Here is a 23,631-nt window from a genome sequence, read left to right as displayed (position 1 = left end):
TTCCAGTTTACTAATTTCCGTAAAATCCAGATCTATATGTTTTATCTGCTGAAATCCACTGCTACTATTAAAATCAATATCGCCAGAGTAAATTTAATTGCAGGAACAAGACCAGAAAACAAAGACTCACTGAACACGCCTTTTCCTCCTTGCAGAAAATATATTCTACGCTAAAAATCTATGCAGTTTCCTTCCCTGAGATCGCTGCAGTCTAGATCGCTGTTAAGATAGCATTTCAATTTCTCGTCATCCTCTTCAAAAATTCCCTCATCAAGCTCGTCATTTAAAACCATTTCCATAAAAGGGTGAGAACTGACAAATTCATCATCTATACTGTAATAAATCCATTGAGCATCCCTTCTGAATGTAATCAATCCCGTATTTTTGAGCTTTCCGAGATGACGAGATACATTGGACTGCGTGGTCTCCATGATATGTTTCAGCTCACAAACACATAGCTCGCTCTCGTGTAAAAGATTTATTATTCTCAGCCTGTTTCTATGCGATAAGGCCTTAAATAAAGCCTCTATTTCCATTTTGCCTGCCTCCTCAGAAGCATTTCTAGAGATAGAACAGGTCTGATTTTCAACAAACTTTTATCTTTGATTTTCAATATTACTTTTCAAATCTGAATCTAACTTCTACTGTCATATCATCTTTTATTACAAATGTTTTGGGGTTCTCTCTGCCGGTTAGATCTCCTGACCACCTTAAAAACTCCCAGCTCAGTTCAGGTCGGGCTTCGATTTTTATTTCTTCACCATATTCATAATCATCTTTCTCTGGTTCGTAATTTACCACTCCATCCCCCAAAACAATCACATCCAATTCATACCGGGCCGGCACAAATTCGGCTCCGATTTTCATCTCCTCTTTCACCTCGAGACTTATTTCTGGATCCTCGCCCTCGATATCACCATACCAGCGCTCAAAAGTGTAACCCTCTCTGGCTTCAGCTGTCAAAAAGATCTGATCCCCTTTTTGATAGTGATCTTTTTCCGGGTCTATATTTATCTCCCCTTTATCTTCGTCAAATTCCAGCAGAAACTCATAATCTTCAGGAACAAATGCTGCTTCAATTTTCATATCATCTCTCATTTCAAAATCCATTTCCGGCTCTTCTCCCTCTAAATCTCCTCTCCACTCTCTGAATTCCCATCCGGATTCAGGTTTAGCCTCAACAGTTACGCTTTCTCCATGGTGATAGGTCGTTCTATCCGGGAATGAATCTATGCGACCCCTCTCTTCGTCATATGAAACCTCAAGACTGTATCTTTTCCAGTCAAATCCCGCATCTACAGCGATATTCTCATCTATAACCACAGTCTTAACCGGATCTTCTCCTTCTAAATCTCCATCCCAGCCAGTAAACTGAAAACCTTCTTCTGGCACAGCTTCAATCTGAACTTCATCTCCATAATGGTAATAATCTCTATCAGGTTCTGATAAAACTTCACCCCTGTCTGTATCATAATCGAGTTCTATAGTATACTGCTGGCTCTCAAATTCTGCAGTTATTTCAAGATCTTCTTTTATATCAACTTCCAAAATTTCGTCTTCACTCTCGATGTCTTCTCCCCAGCCCACGAATTTATTACCCGGATCAGGAAAAGCCTCAAATCTCAGTAAAGCATTATGAGGAACTGATAATTCTGTATGAGATTCGATCATATCTTCTGTTTCATCTCTAATTACATCTTCAGGTATCTCTACAAGCTCCCATTCTACATCGCCATTTCCCTCAATTGTTACCAGGACATCATAGAATGCTCGCTCAAAAATAGCTTCTATAAATTTTTCATCATGTATTTCAAATAACTTTTCGGGCTCATCTCCTTCCAGGTCTCCCTGCCAGCGTTCAAATTTAAAACCAGTATCAGGAACTGCTTTAATTTCTACTTCCTGCCCTTTTTCATAAATATCTTCTTCAGGTTGAATTTTGATCTCGCCATGCTCAGCAGAGATATCCGGTCTGGCAATATAATCATCATGAATCATCAGGGCGCTGATTTCTGTATCATCATGCAGCTCAATTTCAAATTCCCTGTCTTCTTGCTCAAAATCTCCACGCCAGCCGGCGAATTCCCAGTCCTCTCCCGGAACTGCCTCCAGACTCAATCGGGTTCCAGCGGGGAATTCTAACCCGGTTTTATCGATTATTGTACCCTGTTCGTTTTCTATATCTTTATCTTCAGGAATATCAATAACTTCCCAGTTTATCTCACCTTCACCTCTCACATGGGCTTTGAGCGTATAGCTTTTGTGCTCAAAAACTGCTGCTATCTCAAGATCTCTGGAAATTTCAATCTTTTTTTCCTTTTCCTCTCCTTCCAGATCTCCCTGCCAGCGAGTAAATTCATAACCTTCTTCTGGCATCGCCTCCAGCGTCACCTGCTCTCCATATTTGTAATACTCCTGATCTGGAGAAAGTTTTATTTCTCCGCGTTCTGCTGAAAAATCAAGATCCAGGCTGAACTCCTCTCTGACAAAGTTCGCCTTTAAATATATATCTTCTTCAATATTAAGCTCTAAATTTCTGTGATCTGAATCTATATCGCCTGTCCATTCAACAAATCGCCACCCCTGCTCCGGTTCGGCTGTGATCTCTATCTCCTCTCCATCTTCATACTCATGTATGCCGGGTTCAGGATTTGTATGCCCTTCTCCATCCAGCTCAATCTCAAGCTCATGATATTCTAATAATAAATCGCTAAAGTGGAGAACTCCCGTCCCAAGAATCAAAAGCAGCAATAGTATAAGTATAATTTTCTTCTTGCCTTTCATATTCCCCACCTCTCTCCTGTTAAAATACTGTGTTTATTAAATTCTTCATCATGTCCTATAATCCTTCCCGGCTTCCTCAATCATCCGGTAATATCAACATTTTTAAAGAGCAAATATGGCAGCCTGAAGCTGCCTACCTGACTGGTATCTCTTGAAACAGCCTCCACTTTATTCAGCAGCTCATAAATGTTGCCTGAAATCATAGCTTCTCGCACGGGCTTTTTGTCGCCGCTGGAAATCAGGTATCCACCCTTAACTGCTCCAGAAAAGCTTCCGCTCAAATGGTCGGCACTGCCAGAATAACGATTTACCAGCAATCCCTTTTTTATAGATCGGCAAATTTCTGATACCGGCAGATCGCCTTTTCTCAAAAGTACATTGGTAGTACCTACTCCGGGAGTACTTTGAGCTCCCCCACGGGCATGGCCGTTGGACTTTGTATCAAAATATGAAGCTGAATAGGAATTGTGCAGCAGGTTTTTCAGGACTCCATTTTCAATAATCTCCATATCTACAGGCGGAACTCCCTCCCGATCAAAACTTTTCGATCCTACTCCTCCCGGCAGAGAGCTTCTATCGGATAATGTTATTTTTTCTGAAGTCACTTTTTCATTGAGTTTATTCTTCCAGGGTGAAAGTCCATCAGCAACATTTTTAGCATTAATCGCAGAAATTATAGGATTGACTATTAATTTTGCCGCAGCCTCAGGAGCCAATAAAATCTTCCCTGTAAAACCTTCTATTTTTCTGGCTCCCAGAGAAGAAATAACTTTTTCTCTGAGATTCTCCGCGCTTACCACCGGTTTAAAGTCTTTATACTGACAGGCCGCCTGAGTTTCAATGTCAAATGATGAGATATCATCGTCTTCCCGGGCAAATCCAATCGCAGAACTTTGAAAATGAGTGCTCTTTTCTTCAGCAGAAATTCCTCTGGAATTCGCTATAGCTCTCACCGATCTGCTGCTTTTAAAGCTGGCTGAATCGATAATACCTCTGCTGTCCATCAAAAATTCGTTTTTAAAATCGCTGGCGTTTTCAATCAAATTTTCCAGTTTGATGTCCTCTATGGTTTCGTCGTAAATATCCTCCACACCTGCGATTTTGCCAGGCTCAGGAAGTTTATTATCGGGATCAGCAGGAGATTTCTTAGCAATAGAAGCGGCATTTTTCAAAGCTTTTTCTATCTCTTCTTCCCCCATGACATTGGTTGAGGAAAAACCCTGGCCTCCATTCTGAAAAACTCTGATCCCCACTCCTCTATAATAATTCGTCTTGGGAACTCCTATATCATTTTGCTCAATTTTTATTTCATTAGTTTTATTGCTCTGAAAAAAAACTTCAATCTCATCAATTCCTTTTAGTTCCAATCCGCGCTCCAGAATTTCCCGGCATATTTTTTCGCCTTTTAATTCGCTGATATCATCCACTGTTTTTGCCTCCAACTTTGACTTGACATCTCAGGTACGGGCCTCCAGCATCTACTTTAGCCCGCTGCCATTTGCCACAATAACCCCTTCCCAGACCGATTTCAAACTCCTCGCTTATAGCATCAACGCTTTTAAGAACATCATAAGCCTGTCCCGTTATAGTAACTCCTTTCACCGGTCTGTCTATTTCCCCATCCTCAATTTTATAGGCCCGTTCGACATCAAACATGAATTCAGCCGTGGAATCCGCCTGTCCTCCTTCTCCCAGTCCCTTGAGATAAAGCCCTTCGTCAATTTCTGAAATCATATTCTCCAGCTCATCATTTCCCGGTTTTATATATGTATTGGTCATTCTGATTAAAGGTTCATCGTTGTAATTATAAGCACGGGCATTTCCACCCGGTTCAGCTGAAAATTCATACGCCGTTTCACGATTATGAAGATAATTTTTCATAACACCGTTCTCGATGATTACTGTCTCTCCGGCTTTCACACCTTCATCATCCACCAGAATTTTCCCCGAAGCATCGCATAAACCTCCATCATCTACCATGGTGATCAAATCGCTGGCCACTACTTCACCTATTTTTCCCCTGGCTGCAGATCCCGATTTAACAAAGTCAGCTTCGACAGTGTGGCCGATAGCTTCATGTGCTAATACCCCCACCAGGGCAGGGTCCAGTATAACCTTATATATTCCCCCCTCAATTTTTTCAGCCTTAAATTTTTCTTTAAGAATCTTTATAACATCAACCCTCATCTGCCTCAGACTCTTATTGGAAAATAGCCTGTTCCAGTCACCGGTTATAGATTTGCTGACTTTAGCCTTTTCCTGTCTTCCTGACCTCCCGCCGAAAGCATTGAGGGAGATATCTGCTTTTTTGTCCTGCACCTCTGCTTTTGCACCGTCAGAGGTAAAAATATACTTTTTGTTTATTTGTTCGGTGAAGCCTACTGCACTTCCCTCAACAAGCTCATCGCTTTCCCGAATTTTTTTATCGCATGTCAACAGAGTATCAATTTTCTCTGCCAGTTCAGGCTCATATTCAGCTGATTCTGAATAGGTTTTAAAATCGCCTCTGGCCATTTCAGCAGATGCCAGACCTTCAATCTTGTCTGAACTGGCTGCTGCCGCCTTTTGGGCAGCCTTTCCAGCTTCTAAAGCTGAAGTCTTGAGACTTTGGTAGGACAAATCTGATGTAGCAGCAAATCCCCAGCTGCCGTTCTTCAAAGCTCTGATCCCCACTCCTCTCAGCTCAGAACTGCTGGCATCTCTCAAACTACCGTTTTTTATGCTTAAATTGCTTATTTCCCTTCTATGGAATCTCAATTCTAAATGAAAATCAACCAGATCAACCAGATCTTTAAATTTCTCGAACATGAAATACTCCTCCTATTTTTATTTTCCGCCAGCGCCCACAATCATAACTGTATACTTTAATTCTTATCTGCGAGAAAAAATCCTCCTCCTTTTTTAGGGATAATTATATTCAAATGAAAAGCCCGGCGCTCATTAAAGCACCGGGGCAAAAAATTAAACCGTCAGGATCTTAGTGATTATCAAAAATTTTAACATGCGCCTTCAGGGATATTTATCAGACGACGAGATTATCGGCTCTGGATTCCTGCAGATAGTTCATGCAGCCTTCATCGTTGCCGAGCAGCGTTTCTGAAGCTGTAGCCAGGGACATTAAGTGTTCATCCAGAGGGTCGATAATTGCGCTGTCCATTCCTCTGCTCATTGCTAAAACCAAAAATGCTCTGTTTAACAGGGGACGCTGAGGCATGCCATGAGAAATATTGCTTAGCCCACAGGTTATATGTACCTCTGGATATTTTTCAGTTATTGCCTCAATAGCATTTAATATATGCAGACCCATTTCCTGATCTGTTCCAATCGGCTGAATGATGGGATCGACAAAAATCCTGTCCTCTTCTATACCATCTTCCTTCAAATTATCAACAAGATTGCTGGCAATCCTAATTCTATCATCACAATCATCTGGCATACCCTCATCTTCCATACACAGAGCTATTACATTAGCTTCATATTCCTGTATCAAGGGCAGCAGCTCATCATAACGCTCTTCTTCATCAGTTATGGAGTTAATAAGCGGAGGACTCTCATTTTCATGTTTCTCAAGACCGCGTTTGACCGCTTCTGGATTGGGGCTGTCAATGCTCAGAGGAACATCGACAACCTCCTGGGCAGTTTCTACCAGCCACTCAATTGCTTCCTCCTCTTCTTTTATGAGAGTACCGCAGTTTACATCCACGTAAGCAGCACCAGCTTCTTCCTGATTTTTGGCCAGATCCTGAATAAATTCAGCATCTCTTTCCTTTACGGCCTCCTCCAAGCCTTCCCGGCTGGTGTTTATCAGTTCTCCAATAACAATCATTAATTTAACCCCCTTGTAGTTAAATGTAATTTTAATCCATTAATCTCAATGTTTCTGTAAAATGTTAGTATACACCCTCACTATAATATTATAATCTTTTTTTGAAAAAAATTAAAGTGAAACAGTGATTAAAATTTCTGTTGCAAACCGGTTAGGCTCCTGATATCATTAAAAGCACAGTCGGATTCATCTTATTGACAGCACATAATAATTAATATCAGAAAAGTCAAACTTTAAATTCCGAGAAATCTAAATTATTTGGGAGGAGATATTATGGATAAAATCACAAAAGCAGAGATCAAAGATCTCCTTAATGAGAACAATAGGCCCTGCCTGACAATGTTTATGCCCGCGGAATCTTCTGCTGGAGAGGCAGTTGAAAAGATGAAAATTCAATTCAAAAACCTTTACAGGGAAGCCCGAAATAAACTCAGGGCCTGGGATATCGAAGGGGAAGAAGCAGATGAATTTCTCCATCCTCTGGAAAATTTGTTAAATGATAGGGACTTCTGGCTTGAGCAGAGCAGGGGGCTGGCAATCCTGAAAAGCCAAAGAGATTTCAAAATTTACAGGCTCCCTCTAAAATTTGAGCCTAAAATAAAGCTCGAAAAATATTTTTATATTTCTCCTTTAATTCCTGAAATTTTCTCCGAGAAAAGATTCTTTCTTCTGGCTGTAAGCCGAAAAAGCTGCCGATTTTTTCAGGGAACTCCTCAAGAAATAGAGTTGGTTGAAATCCCTGACATGCCCGAGAACCTTGATGAAGTAATAGCTGACGACGACCGGCAGTCCTCCACTCAACAACACTCTGCTTCCAGAGGAGGAACATCGGTAATTCACCACGGCCATGATGAACGCGATCAAAAAGTTCCCGCAAGATTGATCAAATATTTGAACGAAGTGCACGACTCTCTAAATGATCATCTTCAGGAACAAGATTTCCCTTTATTCGTGATGTGTGTAAAAGAACTTTTTCCCCACATTAAGAAAGTTTTTGATTACAAGGGTCTGCAGGAAAAATTTATTCAGGGCAGCCCCGACAGATTGGCCCGAGAAGAAATTTTGGATAAATCCCTGGATGTTATTCAGCCCCATTTCAAAAAACCGCATCAGGAAATAAGCGATCAGTACAGGGAATTAAAAAATACCAAAAAAACGTCAGCGGAACTGGAAGAAATACTTTCAGCTTCTCACCAGGGAAGAGTGGACACTCTCCTCCTCAATGAGTTAGATGAACCTGCAGGAATTTTTGATCAGGAGGAAAATAGAATTAAGAACAATCAAAGCTCTACCACAGGCTATAGCCTGCCCAATTTAGCTGCAATTAACACACTTAAAACAGGCGGTCAAATTTTTCTTATGACTCAAGAAGAAATGCCGGATAATGCTGATATTTGCGCAATATACAGATATTAAGCTGGAACAGTTAAAACTGAATCTAACTTTACAGATGGAAAATCTTAGGTGCCGGCCACAACAAATGCCGGCACCAAAACCAATCTTTTCAGCGCGCATATATTTTATAAAGCAAAATGATACTCGAAATTTTTCGAAACTCTGATTAAGTCCATGGCCAAAAATAATGGCCCGGCTCTGGATGTGTTGGGCTGACGTGAGCTCAGGGACGAGCTTATGCGAAGGGGGCGCAATTTTTTAACACACCTATTTACCAGCTGAAGAAAGGAAGATCCTTATTTATATTCCTTCACTTTTATCAATATACCTTTCCCAGGTTTTTTTCCTAAAACTTTTATTGACATCACCATAAATCCAGCCAAATAGATTGCCCATATTGGCATGAGTCTTGTAATCATAAGCCCCGGAATAAATATCCCCCGAAACGGCATCCTTCCACCCCTTCAAAAATGCCCGCTTTCTGCTTTCATCAGGTTTTTTTCTTATATCAACAAATTTCTGGCTTCTTTTGGAGTCAGCAGCACTTATCTCCGCAAAATTTAAGTTCTCATACTCTATAATTTTTATATTCCGTTCTCTGGCAAAATCTTCTATATTGACATTTTTCTGACCGCATAAGAGCACCCTATTTATACTTGCTGGAGATAATCTTTTTTTGACCAGATCCGTTCCGACCAGAAGCTTTCCTAACATCTCCCCATCGGCTGTATGACAGCTTTCTATAATGTTGATATCCTTTCCTTCTGCAGCTTCAGCCAGAAGAGGGTTGCTGTAATCCTCGGGAAGGTGCACATTATTTCCAGCAGACGAAATCAACAGGGCACTAATCGCAATGGGTTCGCTTTTGCCCTCGGTTTCGCCCAGTTCAACCTTTAGATATAGATCACCCTTTAAATCCTTAAAATATTTATTTATAAGTCTTTCTTCGAAAGTTACGGGCTGCCACATTTTATATATCCCCTTTTTTTGATATAATTCAAAAAATACTATTAAAAATATATTTATATTCCTGTCATTACAACATTATCTAATCTAAGTCCATACCGGCTTCTGCAAATGTGGCCATCTCATCGATCATTCTGCAGGCAGCCTCTATCTGATTTATATTTAAAACAGCCCCGGTGCCTTCTCCCAGCCGCATATCGAGGTCGAGCATGGGTTCAAGTCCCATTTCTTGATAAATTTTTACATGTCCGGGTTCAACTGATTTATGAGAAGGGATTAAATAATCTTTCACACCGGAGTTAATATTGCAGGCCAGCAAAGCCGCCACTCCACAGATAAAGCCGTCCAGCAAAACCGGCAGAGAAGATGCTGCCGATCCCAGTATCACCCCCGTCATACCGCCAATTTCCAGTCCTCCCAGATCAGCCAGAACTTCAATGCTGTTCTGAGGATCAGGATCATTTACCTTTATCGCCTTCTTTACAATCTCTTTCTTTTTTTCAAAAGTTTTTTGATCGATACCCGACCCTCTGCCCACGACATCTTCCACGCTTCGAGACGTCATTACGGCAGCTATGGCGCTGCTGGGAGTAGTATTGGCAATACCCATCTCTCCAGTGCTGATGATGTCTGCGCCCGATTCTGCGCACTTACAGGCAGCCTCAATGCCCGTCTCAATCGAAGAAATTGCTTCACTCCTGCTCATAGCCGGTCCATTGACAATATTATCAGTACCGTATTTAATTTTTCTATCTATAATATCTTCATGCTCGATGTCATTATTAATCCCCAGATCAAAAACTTTTAATTCTGTTTCAGCCTGTCTGCAGAGAACGTTTATAGCTGCACCTCCTTCTAAAAAATTATAAACCATAAATTCTGTCACTTCAGAAGGAACAGCGCTCACTCCTTCATCTGCTACGCCGTGGTCAGCCGCCATGAGCAGATGAGTACGGTTTTTTACAGCTGGTTTTATATTGCCTGTTATGCCGGCCAGTTTTTGTACTATATCTTCTAACTTTCCCAGACTCCCCGGTGGTTTGGTCAGGGAGTCCAATCTTTTGCCCGCTTTTTTCATAGCCTCGATGTCAGGCTCATCAATTTGCGAAGAAATTTCATTGATTCTTTTCATCATATACCGCTTCCTCCTCTTTCCTTTCAGTTTATAAAATTAAGAAATCGATACCATAAGCAGCCTATGATCTCATGTAATAATCTGGTGTTATTTCTAAGACTCGAAGCTCTGGGAAAATAGTTTTTTAAGCCGCCCGGCAGATCTCCGGAAATAAATTCAGCAGGAACCGGAGTAACATCTTCAAAATAAAGCGAAAATTCTCTTTCGGATCGACGCATATGCCAGGCTGAAGTAACAATAGCTATGGAGGTTTCAGCTTTAATTTCACTTTTATTGAGAAGCTCAAGAGGATGCTCCCTGGTGTTACGAGATTTAGCTTCCAATAAAATTTTTTCGGGGTTAACACCCATATTTTTAGCCTGATCTCTCATAAGTTTAACCCCTGCTTCAGGATTTTCGCCGGACATCCGGCCCTGAAAGACTAAATGATCAGCGTTAACAGTCTTCTGGAAATATTTTGTCCCGCGATAAGTTCTGTGAATAGTGCCGTCTCCGGGAAGATCCTGCTCGGGATAAAGACCTTTATTAATTCCTCCGCTTAAAACTGTCACTGCCTCAACCTCATCAGTTTCTCCAGGTTTAATCATTTCCGGAGAACTGTAGGGTTTTTCCCAAATTTCAGCTGTAAAATCAACAAAAATAGGAGTGCTTAAAATCCACAGAAGTAAAACAGGAACCAAAAGAAATTTCCAGCCGCCAGTATTTCTGCGGTGATATCTGGATGATTTTTTTTCCGATATAATTATCGATAAGATCATAAAAACCAAAAGAGTAAAAATAGGTGAAACCAGAGTTTTTATCATTAAAAAATCCCCCCCACCAAAATACCCATCTCTTTTAAAATAAAATCAGCTGTGATAGAAGGAATATCTGCCAGCAAGAAAGAAAAAAATAAATAAAGAGCACAAAATAGGGGGAGAAAGAGTGGATTGTTCAGGCAGCAAGTTCAAAGCAATAATTCATTCTGATAGGCCGGGTAAAAAACTGGCAGAATTAAATGAACAAAAATATTATGATTGCCTTGAAGAACTGTACAATTTAAAAGAAGTATCTCAACCTGAAGATGGACATCCCGAAGGGGACGCCTGGCGTCATTCGCTTCTGGTAGTAAATAAAGCAGCCCAGCTTACCCTGTCGGCAATGGTTAGATATGCTGCTTTGCTGCATGATTTTGGCAAGCAGGCCACTCCTTTAAAGGCCAGGCCTCATCATTATGATCACGAAAAAAAAGCAGACACATATATCATCAGGTTATCCCGGCGACTGGGAGTCCTGCCTGCCTGGGAAAAAGCCGCCCTGACCGCAGCCAGACTTCACATGAAGGGACATTACTTTCCCAAGTTAAGACCCGGTACAAAAGTCGACCTGCTGGTGGATATAAATAATTCTCCCCTTAGTTTTGAACAATTTTGCCAGATATTACTGGCCGATGCTCATGGTAGAGGAAGAGCTGCTTACGAACCGATTTATTTAAAAGATTTGATCAATTATGGCAATAAAATGTTTGAAATTTACCCTGAAAACAGCGATATAGATGCCCAAAAATTAAGAGTAGATCGCTGCAATTGGATGGCTGGAAATCTCTAAATATTTAAGCTTTCCAGGTCTGGACCAGGGCTGAAATACCCTGAAGCAGAAAACCCCCAGCAACCCAGTAATAAACAAGATCGGGATAAGCAATTACCAAAAGGCCTACACCTATATAAATAATTCCAGAAAATGTTCCTGTAATTTTGTTTGTATCACTGGCTTCTTCCGCCACTATATCAACCCCCCTGATGACAAAATTTCTGCTGGTATCTCTCACGGAAATAAAATGCTGTGGATTTGTGTGTTTTAGCTGACCTCTAACTTCAGCCCAGAAATCAGGGAAATAAATCACGTTTAGAAATATTCCGGCCAGCAGCAGGCTTAAAACATAGGTGGTGGTTGACCAGTAATCTCCCCAGGATAACAGCATGCCTACCTCATCCATAAAAAGTCCCATTCCTATTCCATACATAATGGCCAGTTCCGATCTCGAGATTTTTTGGGAGCCAACAATGGCAAACCAGCCTGCCAGCGCTATCAAAAATATCCCAATTACAAGATGATGGATATGATAACCAAAAAGGATTATATTGGTTCCGATGTAAAATCTCAGTTCGCCCGATTTAGCTGCCTGTGAGGCCGGGCTCTGTACGGATCCAGCAATTATTACGGCTATTCTGATAAACAGAAAAGAGAGGAAATATGAACTAGTTATCAGGAAAGGGATTTTTCTGTTGCTGCCGATTCGTTCGCAAGTTCTCTCGTTTTTAATCCCGGCTTTTTCCTCGCCGAATATGATCACCTCCTCATTTAATCGATTTTTTTAGTCTTTTCCAGAGCATCAATCAGATTTTCTTTGCTCCAGTTTCTATATATTTTTGTTTGGCCAGTTCCGGCCGGCAGAGAAAAATTGACTCGACCATGATATATTTTCTTATCCTTGGACATAGCAGCGATCAAAGAAGAAATGTCTATTTCTTCTGGAACAGAAATTGGCAGAGAATAGGATTTTAAAAGATCGATTAATTCATCCCGATTTCGCCTGTATATTAAACCTTCTTTCTCAGCAAGAATCGATTCCGCCACCATCCCAACCGCAACAGCCTCTCCATGATTGAGTCCGGAAAATTCACCTGCAGCTTCCAGAGCATGGGCTACCGTGTGACCAAGATTGAGTTTTGCTCTTTCACCTGTTTCTCTTTCATCACGCTGGACAACTCTTTTTTTGATCAAGCAGGACCTGTAAATCATTTCTTTGAGAGGCTTTTCCTCTTTATTTTTGATGGCATTTTTGTTTTCCGATAAAAATTCAAAAAAAGCGGGATCAAATCCATAACCGTGTTTTATTATCTCGGCCAAACCTCCTTTGAACTCCCGGTCTGGCAGTGTTTTCAAGGTTTCAACATCGATCATAACATACTCCGGTTGATAAAAAGCCCCTATAACATTTTTTGCCTCAGGGTGATTGACGGCTACTTTGCCGCCGATGCTGCTATCGACCTGAGCAAGAAGGCTGGTAGGAACCTGAACAAATTTAATTCCCCGCATATAAGTAGAAGCAACAAATCCGGCCAGATCTCCAACCACCCCACCTCCCAGACCTACAACCACCGAGCTCCTCTCAAACTTATTATTGAGCATAAAATCATAAAATGCTGAAGCAATTTTAATAGATTTAGATTTTTCTCCCGCTTCCACTACTTTTTTTTCTACAGAAAATCCACAATCAGTGAGAACATTCTCTATGTCACTCGAATAAATTTTGTTGACATTTTTGTCAGTGGCTATTAAAATTTTTCTGGATTCGGGCAGAATTTCCTTTATTCTACTTCCTAATTCAGCAAGTCCACCGGAAGAGATATCGATGGGATAACTTCTTTCCCCCAATTTCATCTGCAGATTTTTCAATTCATTATCCTCCACATTTAAATATGTTGCAAATATTTTTTATAGCTATTGAAATTTCTTCTTATTTCACCAAAACTGTCCCCTCCAAATTTTTGGCCAAAACTCTGTGCCAGTTGGATTGCTGTAACGGCTTCTCCTACAATACTGGCAGCAGGAACAGCACAAATATCTGACCTTTCTTTGGCAGCACTTGCGTCTTCTTTTGTATGATAATCAACTGTTTTGAGTGGAGTTGCAAGAGTAGGAATTGGTTTCATTGCCGCTCTGATTTTAATATTTTCTCCAATTGTGATGCCGCCTTCAAACCCTCCAGAATTATTGCTCCGTCGATAAAACCCTCGAGAATCCTTAAAATCTATCTCGTCATGAACTTCGGAACCGGGACGACCTGCCGCCTCAAAACCCAGACCAAATTCTACTCCTTTTATGGCCTGTATGCTCATGAAAGCCCGGGCTAATTTTGCATCCAGTTTACTGTCCCAGTGGATATGACTTCCCAGACCAACAGGAACACCGGCTGCTACAACTTCAAAAACCCCCCCGGCTGAATCTCCTTTTTCGCGCCAATCATCTATAAGCTGCTTCATCTTTTTTTCGCTATTTTTATCCGCACATCTGAATTCTGATTTATCCACGGAACTAAAAAAGTCCTCAACATTTTCGTCAGAAAAACCGGGAGCTTCAACCTCTCCAATTTGAATCACGTGACTGAAAATTTTTATATCAAATTCAGACAAAAACTGTCGACAAACTGCAGCCACAGCTGTCCTGGCGGCAGTTTCTCGAGCGCTGGCTCTTTCGAGCACATTTCTCATATCATCGAAATTATATTTTATAGCACCGGGAAGATCGGCATGTCCAGGCCGTGGTTTTTCGACTCTATCTTCTTTTTGAAAATCATCAGGTTTCTCTTCTATTTTCATAGTATCCTGCCAGTTCTCCCAGTCTTTATTTTTTATAGTCATCGTTAAAGGACTGCCCAGAGTTTTACCAAAACGCACACCGGAGGTTATCTCAACACTATCCGATTCAATACTCATCCTTCCTCCGCGTCCATAACCCCCCTGGCGCCTTCTGAGCTGATAATTGATTTCGTCAACATCCAGCTCCAGTCCTGCAGGCGGATCTTTAATAACAGCAGTTAAAGCTGGACCGTGAGATTCTCCAGCTGTAATGTAATTAAACATTTAAATTTATTCTCCTTTCAGCTCTTCAAATCTTTTTCTAACATCAATACCTTTTTCAAAAAATCTCTTGACTTCTTCTCTATTTTCAGATTGGATGGCATCAACCAGAGTTTCTATTTGTTTCAAATAATCTTCCATAGCCTCGAGGATCCGGTCTTTATTGGCCAGAGTTATATCTGTCCACATGTTGGAATTGCTGGCTGCCAGCCTGGTGGTGTCAGAAAAACCACTGCTGGCCAGCTCGAGAAGTTCAATTAAATTTTCTTCATCCCCGATAAATCCAGCCAATCCAGAGGAAGCGATTTGAGGAAGATGGCTGACCAAAGCCAAATACCTGTCGTGTTTTTCACAATCCATTATTTTTACCCGTGCATCCAACCCTCCAATTAATTTCAAAAGCTTTTCTAACTTATCTGATCTAATCTCTTGTTCACGAGGAGTCAACACAAAATCACTCCCGATAAAAAGCTCGGGATCGAGGTTTTTAATCCCCGATTTTTCAGATCCAGCAAGCGGATGACCACCAATAAACCTGGCCTGATCGGTAAAAATCTCCGCTGCTTTTTCCATAACAAAACCTTTGCAGCTGCCAGTATCGATAATAGTAGTCTTCGGACCGATTTTTTCTGAAATGTCCTCCATAACAACCGGTATATCTATGACCGGCACTGATATAATTACCAGCTCCGCTGATCCAATACCAGTATAACAGGAATCAGGCAGAAGATGGGCTGAATCAAAATAATACCCATCTTCTGCCATTTCCACCGTCTCCCTATCAATATCATAGCCGCGAACTTCGGCAGCCAGATTGTTTTTGCTTACAGCTGCTCCCAAAGAAGCTCCAATCAATCCCAATCCCACTACAGCAATACTACTATAAATCTGCCCGGAACAACACTTTTTATTTGACGGAAATTTTTTATCTTCACTCATATAAGTCGCTCCCGAAATTACAACATTGAATCATCACAATTAAACTGCTGGAGATACTGAATCATCGATGTCGCTGAGCGCATGATTCAATTTTTCCAGTTCATTCATCAACTTCTCGAATTTTTCAGGTTTTAACGACTGCGGTCCATCGGAAAGGGCATTTTTTGGTTCGGGATGAACCTCAATTAAAAGTCCGTCAGCTCCACCAGCAACAGCTGCCCTGGACATAGGTGCTACCAGTTCCCAGCGACCTGTTCCGTGACTGGGATCAGCTATTACCGGCAGATGACTTTTCTCTCTGACCAGAGGTATAGCACTCAAATCCATAGTATAGCGGGTATCATCACAGAAAGTTTTTATGCCTCGCTCACAAAGCATGACATCTTGATTGCCTTCACTCATAATATACTCAGCAGCGAGCAGCCAATCTTTGACAGTTGAGGCCATACCTCTTTTGAGCATTACGGGTTTATCCAGCCGACCGATTTCCTTTAAAAGAGCATAATTTTTCATATTTCGTGAACCTATCTGAATTATATCAGTATGAGAAGTCACCATCTCTATATGCTCCGTATCCATCAATTCGGTAATAATTTTTAAGCCTGTTTTCTCCCGGGCCAGAGATAGAAGTTCAAGACCTCTTTCACCCAGGCCCTGAAAAGAATAAGGCGAAGTTCTGGGTTTAAAAGCGCCGCCCCTAAGCACTTCAGCACCGGCTTCTTTGACAACTCTGGCGGTTTCCAGGATCTGCTCCTTGCTCTCAACCGAACAGGGACCGGCCATAACAACCGGATTTTCACCGCCAATTTTTACACCATCAACATCTATAACCGTCTTCTCCGGGGCGAACTTCCAGCCTGTTAATTTATAGGGCTCCATAACGGGTATTACTTTATCGACCTGATTATATGAGTTTATTCTCTCCTGCAGCTGCTCTTTGCCCGCGCTGTCTCCTATCAAACCGACAATCTGTTTATCTATTCCCTGAGAAAGATGTGCCTCAAAACCCTCTTCATCTATCAAATCCAGAATCTCCTGCAGTTCCTTTTCATTACAATCAGCATCCATAACTACAATCATCTTTATTCTGCCTCCTGCAAAAATTTATTTTTGATAATTTTTGGGAATTCTGGAAAGGAGGTGTTTATTATTTCACTCTCCAGAATTTCCACCGGACCATCTGCGATTAAGCCAGCTACAGCGGAAGCCATAGCAATTCTATGATCGTGAAAAGATTCAAGTGCAATTTCTCCCTTTAAATCTACAGGTCCTTCAATAATCAATCCGTCTTCTTTTTCTTCTACGTCTGCTCCCATCTTATTCAAGTTTTCAGTTATGGCAGATAATCTATCGGTTTCTTTTACCCGCAGTTCTTCGGCATCATTTATAACTGTTCTACCTTCTGCCTGGGTAGCCAGCACGGCAAGTATGGGAATTTCATCTATCATTCTGGGAATTATTTCGCCTTCCACAGTTACAGATCTCAAATCAGAAGTTTCAACCTTAAGATCTGCCGCCGGCTCTCCTCCCATCTTTCTTTTATTTTTTATTACCAGCTCAGCTCCCATATCATCAAGAACTTCCAGAAAACCGCTTCTGGTAGAATTTATGCCCACATTTTTAACCAGAATTGAGCTGTCAGGCACCAGCAATCCAGCCGCCAGAAGGAAAGAAGCCGAAGAAATATCACCAGGAATTTTAATATCAAACGGTTCAATTTGTGGGTTGTCATCTTTTAAAGCAATCGTACCATCGCTTTTTTCAATTTCTACCCCGGCTGAAGCAAGCATCCTTTCCGTATGATCACGCGATGGAGCAGGCTCTTCGATTACAGTGTTACCCTCAGCATAAAGACCCGCGAGAAGCAGACATGATTTAACCTGAGCGCTGGCTATTTTCTGAGCAAAATGAATTGAGTTTAATTCTCCCCCCTGAATACTCAGGGGGGCATATCCCCCGGCTCGTGACCAAATCTTTACTCCCATCATGGAAAGGGGCTCTATAATTCTGTTCATAGGGCGGCTTCTCAAAGATTGATCACCGGTAAGTATAGAATAAAAATCCTGACCGGAGAGCAGACCGGCGATCAATCTCATGCCGGTGCCAGAGTTGCCGCAGTCGAGTACATTCTCCGGCTCTTCCAGGCTGTCGAGTCCTTTTCCATAAACTGTATATTCTCCGGGGGCATGCTTGTTAATGCTTACTCCCAGTGCTCTCATGATATTTAGCGTTTTCAAGCAGTCATCTGCTTCTAAAAGCCCTCTGATGCTGCTCTCACCCTCAGCTATTGAACTCAAAATCAAACTCCTGTGAGAGATCGATTTATCTCCTGGCACTTCCAGCTGCTCTTCAGCAGATTTTGAAGACCTTATAGTGAGATTCATAAAATCCTCCTCAAATTTATTCGGATTCAAGCTCTCCGTACTCTGTAACTATCTTTGCTTTGCCCTGTATTTTGATAGCTGAAGTATGTTCGGTAAATTGAGCTATCATCACTTCTCCGCTATCCAGTTTTTCAGTATGATGAAATTTGGTTTTTTCTCCTCTTGTTAAACCTATTAAAGTAACCCCGTCTTCAAGAGCTTTTACCATAATATATTCCCCTGCTATTACGTCCATATTTTTCCCCTTTCTTTGTATTTGATCATTTAGTTAGTTAAAGACATGATAACTTATTTTTCTTTTGAGGTCAAGGTACAGAAAACTAATTTTAGAATATACTAAACAGGACTTTCATTTTTTCTCAACAATATGTATAATAAAGGTGAATAAACTTGATGATTTTCCAGAATGCAAAATGTCTAAAATGTCTTCAGATGCATTAGTCAAGTAAAAATAACCTCAAGGAGGATAAAGAATGTTTGGATTGGGAGCCCCGGAACTTGCAATTGTGCTCGTCATTGTGCTTGTCATTTTTGGCCCCAGCAGACTGCCAGAAATCGGCAGAGCAATAGGCTCAGGAATAAGAGAGCTAAAAGATGCCAGCAAGGAAGTAGAAGAGGCCACCAAATTTGAAGAAGAGGAAGAAGACTCCGAAAATAAGCTGGAGTAAACCCGGTGGTCCTTCTCAATTATCTGCCTGGAACCTGCAATAATTATCATGAATAGAGATGACTTCAGGAGGAGTATATTCGGATGGCTGATACACAGACAGAAAAGAATTTAGAAATGACTCTAGTAGAACACTTAACAGAATTACGCAGCAGATTAATCAAAGCTCTGCTGGCAATTTTGATTTTTTCAGTAATCTCTTATGTGTTCTCAGATGAAATTATAGATTATCTTTCACGACCGGTCGGCGAACTGGTTTTTCTCAGTCCTGCTGAAGCATTTATCACTCATATTAAAGTGTCTTTACTGGCAGGAGTGCTTTTAGCTCTGCCCGTTGTTATCTATCAGTTCTGGAGATTTCTTCTGCCGGCTTTAAAGAAAAATGAAAAAAAGTTTTTTTTAATTTTAATGCCCTCTTCTCTGCTTCTGTTCTATGCGGGAGTTTTATTTTGCTTTTTTGTTGTGCTTCCTCTCGGACTCAATTTTCTCCTGGATTTTGGGGGAGCTGAACTGGAAGCAATGATTTCACTTGATTTTTATATATCCTTTCTGATGACATTACTTCTGCCTTTCGGTCTGATATTTCAACTGCCTTTGATTCTCAACCTAATGATAAAACTGGGTATTGTTTCAGTCGAGACCATGACATCGATGAGGAAATACGTGATTGTACTGATTTTTGTCACCGGAGCTTTGCTAACACCTCCGGATATAATAACTCAGAGTTTGCTGGCCGGCCCATTAATAGTTCTATTCGAAGGAAGCCTATTAATTGCCCGAATAATAAATTAATATCTGCAAATTAAAACCCAACAAAGCCATAATTTTCATCCCCCTTCATGTTGAGTGGAAGGGGGATTTTTAATGGCTCACAAAATATTTCTTATTTGAGTTTTTGTCTACATCTCTCAATTATTCATCCTTACTCCATATTTCCTTCATGGTCTTGGCAGCATCACTTGATATAGAGGACATATGAAGATCCCTCTGAGGAAAAGCAATATTTATGTCATGTTCATGAAATAAATCCCAGACTTCATACATCACTTCACTTTTTATGTTGTCCACCCCGTTTTCGGGGTCTTTAATCCAGAATCTCAGCTGAAAATCAACAGTGTTATCGCCAAAATCTTTAACCAGACACACAGGTTTCGGTCTTTTCAGAATCCTGCTGTTCTCCTCTGCTGCCTGTAACACTAATTCTCTAACCTGATTTAAATTGCTGTTGTAGCCAACTCCCAGATCGAGATCTATTCTGACAAGATCGTTGCTGTAGGACCAATTTATTACCCGGTTGGTGATAAAATGCTCATTGGGAATCAAAAATTCTTTGCCCGAGCGAGTTACTACTGAGACAAAGCGCGAGTTTAAAGATCTCACCTCTCCAAAAACCTCATCTATTTCCACCACATCTCCTGGTTTAATAGATTTATCAAGGATTATTATGATACCACTTATAAAATTAGATACTATCTTTTGCAGACCAAAACCCAGGCCAACACCAATAGCACCGCCAATAAATGCAAAGGCTCCAAGATCAATCCCTACGCTGGTTAAGCCAATAAAAAAGGCCACTATATAAACTAACATTCGCAATATTTTCTGCAGAAGAACTCTGACAGAAGGGGTTAAATTATCACTTTGATCAAGGTTTTTTCTTAAATATTTTTCAAACCAGCTGGCTATCCAGAATAAAAGAGCAAAAACAAGGGTCCCCCTGATAACCAACATGACTGAAAGCTGCAGTTCACCCAGGTTGAGTTCAATTCCTTCCAGAAAATTTATAACCATGTCGTAAATTCCCAGAATATTTAAAGCTGCCACAATCCAGACAAGATAATAAATTATCTGGACCAAGATCGTATCAGGTAAAAACCAGGTGATAAATTTGATTATCAACCATGCCGCCAGCAGATATCCGGCTATGTAAGTGATGGCTGCTGGCAGCTCCAATATTGCGGCCAATATATTAAAAAGTCCCACCAGAAATGCCAGGGTGAAGGCCAGATAAATTTCTTCCCAAAACTCTTTGGCCGTTTCAAAAAGCCTCTCGGGCAAAAACTGTAGAACTCTCTCTCCCTGCATTAAAAGCTTCTTTTTAAGAAAAAATGTCAGGGCTATTAGTAACAAAAATACCAAAAATGATATTAAATTATCCAGAATCAATATATCGTTAAAAAACCAGGTTTCAAGAGAACTGATAAGCCCCTCTACTTCCGTACCTTCCATCTCGACCATCATAATACCCCCTTTGCAGAATAATGACAGCAGTCAGGCCAGCAAATTTTTTAAACGACCATCCAGATAAGAAAACCTCTTCTCATCTTTATTATTGTTCACAGCCATTCCCAGAGCCTTTTTGGATCCCACCATTACTGCAAGATTTTCAGCTCGAGTTAAAGCGGTATATATCAATTTTCTCTGCAGCATAACATAATGCTGGGTGCTGACGGGCATCACCATAGCAGGGTATTCTGAACCTTGAGATTTATGAACGGTGATGGCATAGGCCAGTGTCAACTCCTGCAGTTGTTTATGGGAGTATGTAACCTTTCTGCCCGAATAATCGACCTGGAGCTTTTTATTATCCCGATCAACGAAGTGAATTCGACCAATATCGCCGTTAAAAACTTCCAGCTCATAATTATTTTTTATCTGCATAACCTTATCGCCGTTGTGAAATACGTTGTTTCCAGATTTCAAATCTTTCCTATCATTGTCTTTGCCGGAATTTAAAATTTCTTTCAGCTTTTTGTTTAAATTGTCAACACCTAAAATCCCTCTGCGCATTGGGCTTAATACCTGCACTTCATCAATTGGATCAAACCCAAAGCGACCGGGTATTCTTTCAGTGACTATTTTAAGCATCATATTGAGAATTCTGTTTTTATCTTTTTCCTGTACAAAATAAAAATCTCTCAGGTTGGAACCATCATCAGCAGAATCCATCACAGGCATATAACCGGAATTTATTCTATGAGAATTCAATACAATTAGACTTTCATCCGCCTGTCTGTATATTTTGGTCAATCTGGATTTTGGAATAACATCTGAATCCAGAATATCTCTCAACACATAGCCAGGACCAACCGGTGGAAGTTGATTAACATCTCCAACCAGGATCAAACTAGATTTTTCCGGTACAGCATTCATCAGATTATACATCAAACGACTATCGAGCATTGAAGCTTCATCAATTATTATAATATCTCCTTCAATCTGATCCTCCTCGTCCTTTTGAAAGCCTCCCTGATGATGATTAAAATCAAGCAGCCTATGAATAGTTTCGGCTGGATGACCGGTTGAACTTTCCATTTTTTTAGCTGCTCTTCCTGTAGGAGCTGCCAGCCTGACTTTATAACCAGCCCTGGAAAAGATGGCAATCATCACTTTTAGAATTGTGGTCTTGCCCGTGCCCGGACCGCCGGTTATAACATTCACTTTTTCTCTCATCGATTTTTTTATTGCCCGGCGCTGTTCATCAGAAATAATGATATTAGAATTTTTTTCAACAACTTTGAGAATATCTGAAAAAGATGAATTTATGTCTTGAGAAGGAAAATGAAGTAATCTCGATAATTTATCGGCAATACCTTTTTCTGCTCGATAAAGAGCAGGTAAGTACACCGCCTGTAAATTTTTTTCTGATAAGGTTTCTATCTCGAGTTCATCATTTTTAAACATTCGATTCAGAACATTTTCAACTTTGTTTTTTTCTACCTGCAGTGCCTGGAAAGCTCTTTCTTCCAGTTCCTCTTTGGGCAGGAAAACATGCCCCTCATCAATTGCCTCGTCGAGAACATGACTTATGCCTGCTTTGATTCTTTCAGGATTATCCCCCTCAATGCCCATATTTTTGGCTATTTCATCAACTCTTTTAAATCCAATTCCCCGAATATCACGAGCCAATCTATAAGGGTTTCTTTCCACTTTTTTAACCGCTTCCTGGCCATACTTCTCAAAAATACGGGCAGCATAAGTCGGACTGATACCACAGGAGAGCAGGAAAACCATAATATCTCTTATCTCTTTTTGCTCTTCCCAGGAGCTTTTGATCTCCTGATAACGCTTTTTTCCTATTCCTTCAACTTCCAGTAATCTATCGGGGTCTTCATCAATAACTTCCAGGGCATTTTTCCCAAATTCATCTACAATTCTCTCCGACATAACCGGACCAATTCCTTCGACGAGTCCGGAGCTCAGGTATTTCTGTATGCCTTCTTTTGAGGTCGGTACATCGTAGCTGTAAGAATTAAATTCAAATTGATGACCGTACTTAGGATGTATGACCCATTTTCCCTCAAGAGTCACCACCTGACCGACTTCTGCCGAGGGAAGATAACCCACCGCTGTGACCATATCATCCTCATCTTCGACATTAATTCTGGCAACAGTATAACTATTTTCCGGATTTGTATAGGTAATTGTCTCAATTTGACCTGTTATTTCAGTGCTGTTCAAAGACATGAAATCACCCTGGATTTGAGTTTCCCTCAGAAAAATATTTTTCCCAAAAATTATATTTGAGCCATGTTATCTATTTCTGGAAAAACCAGGTCATACCTTCATCAAAACATATACTGACCCTGATTATGAACTTCTCCTTAGTGTAAAATAGTTGTAGGGTCAAAGTTATAATTGTCTGAAAAAAGTATCTGGCATTAAAAAAGAGGACTCCCCCTGATATAATTGTTTTAGATTCACCCAAAACAAAATTAAGGAGGGAGTCCTCTTGTCAAAAAGTATAACATATGAAGAACTAATTGACCAGTTTGGTGAAGACATTTTTGTTTTAATTGAAAAGTTTGAAGAAATAATTATGAATGATTCTGAAACAGACATTTCTGAGCTTTCAGCGGAATTGCAAAAGATTTTTAACAGGTATGGTAGAAAAATTATAGAAAAGTTTTTTC

Annotated in this window: 22 protein-coding genes; 5 read left to right on the top strand and 17 right to left on the bottom strand. The window is 40.6% G+C overall.

What is annotated here, in order from left to right:
* Positions 1–170: 170 nt before the first annotated feature.
* The 5 genes from BLT15_RS07580 to BLT15_RS07560 all read right to left on the bottom strand — a co-directional run bounded on the left by BLT15_RS07580 (position 171) and on the right by BLT15_RS07560 (position 6,610).
* Entirely contained in the window at positions 171–536 is a 366-nt protein-coding gene (locus tag BLT15_RS07580; protein ID WP_089760361.1) for an ArsR/SmtB family transcription factor, read from the bottom strand.
* A gap of 79 nt (positions 537–615) precedes the next feature.
* Positions 616–2,784 (bottom strand): InlB B-repeat-containing protein, encoded by a 2,169-nt coding sequence (locus BLT15_RS07575; protein WP_089760359.1) that lies wholly within the window; start codon positions 2,782–2,784, stop codon positions 616–618.
* A gap of 80 nt (positions 2,785–2,864) precedes the next feature.
* On the bottom strand, positions 2,865–4,211 hold the full coding sequence (locus BLT15_RS07570; RefSeq protein ID WP_159429865.1) for a TldD/PmbA family protein: 1,347 nt from the start codon (positions 4,209–4,211) through the stop codon (positions 2,865–2,867).
* Positions 4,204–5,592, bottom strand: a complete 1,389-nt coding sequence (locus BLT15_RS07565; protein WP_089760355.1) for a TldD/PmbA family protein — start codon at positions 5,590–5,592, stop codon at positions 4,204–4,206. The genes BLT15_RS07570 and BLT15_RS07565 overlap by 8 nt, the downstream gene beginning before the upstream one ends.
* 214 nt (positions 5,593–5,806) lie before the next feature.
* Complete coding sequence (locus BLT15_RS07560) at positions 5,807–6,610, bottom strand: methyltetrahydrofolate cobalamin methyltransferase (protein ID WP_089760353.1); 804 nt, start codon at positions 6,608–6,610, stop codon at positions 5,807–5,809.
* Positions 6,611–6,883: 273 nt separating this feature from the next.
* Here BLT15_RS07560 and BLT15_RS07555 point away from each other — a divergent pair, with 273 nt between their 5' ends.
* Positions 6,884–8,026, top strand: a complete 1,143-nt coding sequence (locus BLT15_RS07555; RefSeq protein ID WP_089760351.1) for a baeRF3 domain-containing protein — start codon at positions 6,884–6,886, stop codon at positions 8,024–8,026.
* Positions 8,027–8,305: 279 nt separating this feature from the next.
* Here BLT15_RS07555 and BLT15_RS07550 read toward each other — a convergent pair whose 3' ends face one another.
* From BLT15_RS07550 to BLT15_RS07540, 3 genes are all read right to left on the bottom strand, one after another.
* The gene (locus tag BLT15_RS07550) at positions 8,306–8,974 is read right to left on the bottom strand and encodes a hypothetical protein (protein WP_089760348.1); all 669 of its coding nucleotides are present in this window, start codon (positions 8,972–8,974) and stop codon (positions 8,306–8,308) included.
* 79 nt (positions 8,975–9,053) lie between these two features.
* Complete coding sequence (gene cobT, locus BLT15_RS07545) at positions 9,054–10,106, bottom strand: nicotinate-nucleotide--dimethylbenzimidazole phosphoribosyltransferase (RefSeq protein ID WP_234985548.1); 1,053 nt, start codon at positions 10,104–10,106, stop codon at positions 9,054–9,056.
* A gap of 23 nt (positions 10,107–10,129) precedes the next feature.
* Entirely contained in the window at positions 10,130–10,909 is a 780-nt protein-coding gene (locus tag BLT15_RS07540; RefSeq protein ID WP_089760346.1) for a YdcF family protein, read from the bottom strand.
* Positions 10,910–11,030: 121 nt separating this feature from the next.
* On the opposite strand from BLT15_RS07540, the gene BLT15_RS07535 reads away from it, so the two are divergent.
* Positions 11,031–11,693, top strand: coding sequence for an HD domain-containing protein (locus tag BLT15_RS07535; RefSeq protein ID WP_159429864.1), 663 nt, complete (start codon positions 11,031–11,033; stop codon positions 11,691–11,693).
* 4 nt (positions 11,694–11,697) lie between these two features.
* Here BLT15_RS07535 and BLT15_RS07530 read toward each other — a convergent pair whose 3' ends face one another.
* From BLT15_RS07530 to mtrB, 7 genes are read right to left on the bottom strand one after another with little or no spacing between them, the layout of a single operon-like run.
* Positions 11,698–12,438: a hypothetical protein gene (locus tag BLT15_RS07530; protein ID WP_234985547.1), complete on the bottom strand. Its 741-nt coding sequence runs from the start codon at positions 12,436–12,438 to the stop codon at positions 11,698–11,700.
* A gap of 8 nt (positions 12,439–12,446) precedes the next feature.
* Positions 12,447–13,544, bottom strand: coding sequence for a 3-dehydroquinate synthase (aroB, locus tag BLT15_RS07525; RefSeq protein WP_089760342.1), 1,098 nt, complete (start codon positions 13,542–13,544; stop codon positions 12,447–12,449).
* A 17-nt stretch (positions 13,545–13,561) separates the two neighbouring features.
* The gene (gene aroC, locus BLT15_RS07520; RefSeq protein WP_089760340.1) at positions 13,562–14,731 is read right to left on the bottom strand and encodes a chorismate synthase; all 1,170 of its coding nucleotides are present in this window, start codon (positions 14,729–14,731) and stop codon (positions 13,562–13,564) included.
* A 6-nt stretch (positions 14,732–14,737) separates the two neighbouring features.
* Positions 14,738–15,667: a prephenate dehydrogenase gene (locus BLT15_RS07515; RefSeq protein WP_089760338.1), complete on the bottom strand. Its 930-nt coding sequence runs from the start codon at positions 15,665–15,667 to the stop codon at positions 14,738–14,740.
* A 39-nt stretch (positions 15,668–15,706) separates the two neighbouring features.
* Positions 15,707–16,747, bottom strand: a complete 1,041-nt coding sequence (gene aroF / locus BLT15_RS07510) for a 3-deoxy-7-phosphoheptulonate synthase (RefSeq protein ID WP_089760336.1) — start codon at positions 16,745–16,747, stop codon at positions 15,707–15,709.
* Between the two features lie 2 nt (positions 16,748–16,749).
* Positions 16,750–18,051 (bottom strand): 3-phosphoshikimate 1-carboxyvinyltransferase, encoded by a 1,302-nt coding sequence (gene aroA, locus BLT15_RS07505; protein WP_089760335.1) that lies wholly within the window; start codon positions 18,049–18,051, stop codon positions 16,750–16,752.
* 16 nt (positions 18,052–18,067) lie between these two features.
* A complete protein-coding gene (mtrB, locus tag BLT15_RS07500) occupies positions 18,068–18,286 on the bottom strand; it encodes a trp RNA-binding attenuation protein MtrB (protein ID WP_089760333.1) in 219 nt (72 codons plus the stop codon).
* A 238-nt stretch (positions 18,287–18,524) separates the two neighbouring features.
* On the opposite strand from mtrB, the gene tatA reads away from it, so the two are divergent.
* Together tatA and tatC are read left to right on the top strand one after the other, a co-directional pair.
* Complete coding sequence (gene tatA, locus BLT15_RS07495) at positions 18,525–18,719, top strand: twin-arginine translocase TatA/TatE family subunit (protein WP_089760331.1); 195 nt, start codon at positions 18,525–18,527, stop codon at positions 18,717–18,719.
* Between the two features lie 83 nt (positions 18,720–18,802).
* Entirely contained in the window at positions 18,803–19,510 is a 708-nt protein-coding gene (gene tatC, locus BLT15_RS07490; RefSeq protein WP_089760329.1) for a twin-arginine translocase subunit TatC, read from the top strand.
* Positions 19,511–19,630: 120 nt separating this feature from the next.
* On the opposite strand, the gene BLT15_RS07485 is transcribed toward tatC, so the two are convergent.
* Entirely contained in the window at positions 19,631–20,956 is a 1,326-nt protein-coding gene (locus BLT15_RS07485; protein WP_159429863.1) for a mechanosensitive ion channel family protein, read from the bottom strand.
* Between the two features lie 33 nt (positions 20,957–20,989).
* Positions 20,990–23,185, bottom strand: a complete 2,196-nt coding sequence (recD2, locus tag BLT15_RS07480) for an SF1B family DNA helicase RecD2 (RefSeq protein ID WP_089760325.1) — start codon at positions 23,183–23,185, stop codon at positions 20,990–20,992.
* Positions 23,186–23,450: 265 nt separating this feature from the next.
* Here recD2 and BLT15_RS07475 point away from each other — a divergent pair.
* The coding region (locus tag BLT15_RS07475; RefSeq protein ID WP_143423039.1) for a hypothetical protein at positions 23,451–23,631 on the top strand (181 nt) is incomplete at its 3' end.

Origin of the sequence: Halarsenatibacter silvermanii, assembly GCF_900103135.1 — a bacterium.
GTDB lineage: Bacteria > Bacillota > Halanaerobiia > Halanaerobiales > Halarsenatibacteraceae > Halarsenatibacter > Halarsenatibacter silvermanii.
This window is presented reverse-complemented; position numbering and strand designations above follow the sequence as displayed.